The sequence below is a fragment of the Pricia sp. genome, assembly GCF_041745955.1.
Taxonomy (GTDB): Bacteria; Bacteroidota; Bacteroidia; order Flavobacteriales; family Flavobacteriaceae; genus Pricia.
The window spans coordinates 1-4104 of record NZ_JBGTHY010000527.1 but is presented as its reverse complement, the minus strand read 5'-3'; the positions used below and the strand labels follow the sequence as shown (position 1 = coordinate 4104).

4 protein-coding genes are annotated in these 4104 nt (G+C 45.3%); 2 read left to right on the top strand and 2 right to left on the bottom strand.

Annotated features, from left to right (window positions below):
* Positions 1 to 1164: AsmA-like C-terminal region-containing protein (locus tag ACEW8S_RS18720; RefSeq protein WP_373519628.1), on the top strand; the 1164-nt coding region annotated here is incomplete at its 5' end.
* Between the two features lie 93 nt (positions 1165 to 1257).
* Here the strand turns inward: ACEW8S_RS18720 and ACEW8S_RS18715 are convergent.
* Together ACEW8S_RS18715 and ACEW8S_RS18710 are read right to left on the bottom strand one after the other, a co-directional pair.
* Positions 1258 to 2253 carry an NADP-dependent oxidoreductase gene (locus ACEW8S_RS18715; RefSeq protein ID WP_373519627.1) on the bottom strand — a complete coding sequence of 332 codons (996 nt, stop codon included), beginning with the start codon at positions 2251 to 2253 and terminating at the stop codon, positions 1258 to 1260.
* Between the two features lie 100 nt (positions 2254 to 2353).
* Positions 2354 to 3148 (bottom strand): DUF2797 domain-containing protein, encoded by a 795-nt coding sequence (locus ACEW8S_RS18710; protein WP_373519626.1) that lies wholly within the window; start codon positions 3146 to 3148, stop codon positions 2354 to 2356.
* Positions 3149 to 3210: 62 nt separating this feature from the next.
* Between ACEW8S_RS18710 and ACEW8S_RS18705 the strand changes: the two genes are divergently transcribed.
* The coding region (locus tag ACEW8S_RS18705) for a GH3 auxin-responsive promoter family protein (RefSeq protein WP_373519625.1) at positions 3211 to 4104 on the top strand (894 nt) is incomplete at its 3' end.

Sequence of the window (4104 nt, the reverse complement as noted above, 5' to 3'; positions counted from 1 at the left end):
GATTTTATGGTCGAGGAAACGGAAGAGCCTTCCAAAGAAAGAAAGGAAAAACCGGAAGATGAATCTGAAGCACCAAAATCAGGGGAGAAAATAAAGATTCCCTCTTTTTTGGATGTTACCATCAATGCGGCGGCCAACACGGTGCTTTACGATAATTTGACATTAAAGGATGTCAAGGGAACGCTACGCATCAAAGATGAAACTGCCACGCTTTCGAACATGACCTCCTCCATTTTCGACGGAAAAATGGCCTTTAACGGCGCCGTCTCCACCAAACCGGATACCCCGACTTTTGACATGAAACTCGATATGAGCCAATTGCAGATCGCGGAGACCTTTAAATCGTTAGAGCTGTTCAAGTCGCTGGCACCGATCGCACAAGTACTGCAGGGCAAGCTCAACTCCGATATTTCGCTTTCCGGAAACCTCACCGATGACCTGCTACCCGACCTGATGACCTTAAGCGGTACTATTCTGGCAAACATCATGACCGAGAAAATCGATACCGAAAAAGCCCCGTTATTGTCCGCTTTGGACAGTAAGCTCAGTTTTATCGATTTGGACCAATTGAACCTAAAAGATCTGAAGACGAAAATGTCCTTTGAAAACGGATTGGTTTCCGTAGAGCCCTTTACCGTGAACTATCAGGATATCGCCATCAACATAGGCGGAAACCACACTTTTGACAAAAAGCTGGATTATAAAGCGACCATGGATGTGCCCGCAAAGTACCTGGGCGGCGAAGTGAACAAATTATTGTCCCAAATTGGGGAAGACGATTTAGAAAATCTGACCATTCCGGTCGTTGCAAATATCGGGGGCAACTATTCGAGTCCTAATGTTACCACCGACTTGACGTCGGGTATGAAGAGCCTGACGAGTAAACTGGTAGAAATCCAAAAACAAAAACTCGTCAATAAAGGCAAGGACAAAGTCAAAGATTTAATTGGCGATGCCATAGGCGGTAAGGATTCGGATAAAGATGACGCCAAAAATCAGGATGCCAAAGAAATTTTGGGCGATTTGTTGGGCGACAAGAAAACGGATTCCGTACCGGGAAAAACCGACCCTGAATCCCCGAAAAAAGAGGAGGAAGTCAAGGAAAAAGCCAAAAATATCTTAGGGGGATTGCTGGGCGGCAAAAAGAAGGATAGTTCGAATTAAACTCGTCCTACAAGGACCTCCGCCGAAAAATCAGGGAGCACCTTGCAGGTAGCGCCGAAAAATTTTGAAATTTGGAATTTGGTGCTTGGAGTTTTATATTTTTACCACCATTTTCCCCTTGTTCTTCCCATTGAACAGATCAAGAAACGCCTGTGGGATATTCTCAAAACCTTCAACAATAGTTTCCTCGTAAGTCAATTTACCCTCGTTCAACCATTCCGCCAACTGTTTGGTGGCGGGTCCGAATTCTTTGGCATGCTGCCGCACTAAAAAGCCTTGCATGAGGACCGTTTTTTTGACCATAATGCCCTCGTAACGCGGGCCCATGGGAACTTCCGTTTTGTTGTAGAGCGAAATAGCGCCACAATTGATAACACGTCCGTTTTCGTTGATGTTCTGCATCGCGGCATCGAGAATTTCGCCGCCCACATTATCGAAATAGACATCGACTCCCTCTGGGCAGGCTTCTGCAATCGCCTTCTTCATATCATCGGTGGTTTTGTAGTTAATGCCTTTATCAAAACCGAAGGTATCTTTCATCAGTTTTAATTTCTCATCGGTTCCTGCGATACCGACCACATGACAGCCCTTTATCTTTCCGATTTGGCCGACCGTACTGCCTACGGCACCCGACGCACCAGATACCAACAGAGTTTCCCCGTTCTTAAGGTTGCCAATATGCTCTAGGCTGATATATGCGGTGAGTCCCGTAAGGCCTAACACACCGAGGTAGGCCGATAGCGACGCTTTTTCGGGGTCGACTTTATTAAGGCCTTTTCCGGTCGAGGTCTGGAACTCTTTCCATTGGAGCATCCCGTTGACAAAATCGCCCTTTTTAAAATTGTCGTTGTTCGATTCGACTATTTCGGCGATTATTCCCGATTCAACGGGTTCGTTCAGGCGAAAAGGTTCAACGTATGACTTTTGGTCACGCATCCTACCCCGCAAATAGGGGTCAACAGATACAAACTTGCTTTTTAAAAGTATCTCACCATCGCCCGCCACCGGTTTTTCTTCTTCGATAAATTCGAAATCGTCGAGTTGCGGTGTTCCTTCGGGTCTATTTTTAAGATGTATTATGCGGTTCATGCCGTAGTGTTTTTAATTTTCATAAATGATAGTGAAATGTAACGGGAACATTTGACGCAAAACAAGGCAATTGTAATGCGTTTTTCACCGGTAGACCAGTTTATTTAATTTCCAATCCCACATAATACCCCTCGCTGCCCCTAACATTAAAAACGATGTCGTCTTCAAAGATGAAATACTGGCCTTTGATGCCTTTCAATACCCCGGAATACTCAGGGGTTTTATCCAAATTAAGACTTTTGACTTTTTCAGGATACCGGATCACTGGGTATTCGAGATTGGTTTCCGAATTCGAGGCGATAAAATAATCGATGGCCTCATCGGGAATGTACGTTTTCAGTTTGTTGCGCCATTCGACCAGATCTTTATCATCGACCTGATTGGTCAACATCTTCCGCCAGTTCGTTTTATCGCCAACGTGGTCCTTTAGGGCTACCTCGGTAATTCCCGCCAGATACCGGTTGGGGGTCTCTACGATTTCAATGGCCTCGTGTGCTCCCTGGTCGATCCATCGGGTAGGTACCTGTGATTTTCGGGTAACGCCTACCTTGATATTGCTAGAATTGGCCAAATAGACGATATGCGGCTGCAGCTGTACCTTTTTTTCGTAATCGAGATCTCTATCCTCTTTATCGAGATGGGCGGTACTCAGTTCGGGGCGCATAATCCAGTCGCCGGCCGAGGGGATATCGAAAAAACAGTTTTTACAGAATCCCTGTCGATATATCGGTCGGTCTTCGCCACAGTTCAGGCACTGATATTTGATGAAACGGATGGTCAACGACTTGTCGAGTACTTGGTTCACGTTTAGAAAATCATCCTCAAAAAGCATATAGTATTGAATAGGATGTCCGATTTCGGTCCTCATTTTTCGTAGTACGCCTTCGTATTGCATGTTTTCAAATTTGAAAATGATAACTTTTAGAGCTATTTTAGGCGGATAAAGATATCCAAAAAATGCCGATACCCATAGTTAATTCCATAGCGTCATGGCTGCTGAAAAAGCGCTTTCATCAGATAGAGCTTTTTCTGAAGTATCCGGCGGAAGTACAGGAAGAGGTATTGCAACAATTGCTTGAGATCGCCGAGGATACCGAAATAGGCAGAAAGTACGAATTCGGTACCATTGCGAACTATGCAACGTTTCGGGAACGGGTACCCATCGTCTCGTACGAGGATATACAACCAATTATTGAACGGACGCGCCGCGGCGAACAGAACCTGTTTTGGCCGACGTCTATCAAATGGTTCGCAAAAAGCAGCGGTACTACCGATGCGAAAAGTAAGTTTATTCCCGTAAGTTCAGAGGCCTTGGAAGACTGCCATTATAAATCGGCCAAAGACCTACTTTGCCTGTACCTGAACAACAACGAAAATTCACAGCTTTTTTTAGGGAAAAGCCTTCGTCTCGGCGGAAGCAAGGAACTGTACGAAGATAATGGTTCGTTTTTCGGCGACCTGTCCGCTATCCTGATCGACAACATGCCGCTATGGGCAGAATTCAGCAGCACGCCCAGCAGTAAGGTTTCTTTGATGAGCGAATGGGAAAGCAAGCTAAAGGCCATAATCCAGGAGAGTACCCAAGAAAACGTGACCAGCTTGGCAGGTGTTCCCTCTTGGATGCTGGTGCTGCTCAACCAAATTATCGAGGAAACCGGAAAGGACCATATTTTTCAGGTCTGGGAAAATCTCGAGGTCTATTTTCACGGAGGGGTAAGTTTTAGTCCCTATAAAGAACAATACCGCAATCTGTTTCCCCGCAAAAATTTCAGGTATTACGAAATTTATAATGCTTCCGAAGGGTTTTTTGCCATTCAGGACAGGAACAATTCCGATGAGTTACTGTTGATG

What these genes read in the sequence shown, in the direction of transcription:
- ACEW8S_RS18710 (WP_373519626.1), bottom strand. Translation starts at nt 3,148, where the DNA reads ATGCAATACGAAGGCGTACTACGAAAAATGAGGACCGAAATCGGACAT.
- ACEW8S_RS18715 (WP_373519627.1), bottom strand. Translation starts at nt 2,253, where the DNA reads ATGAACCGCATAATACATCTTAAAAATAGACCCGAAGGAACACCGCAA.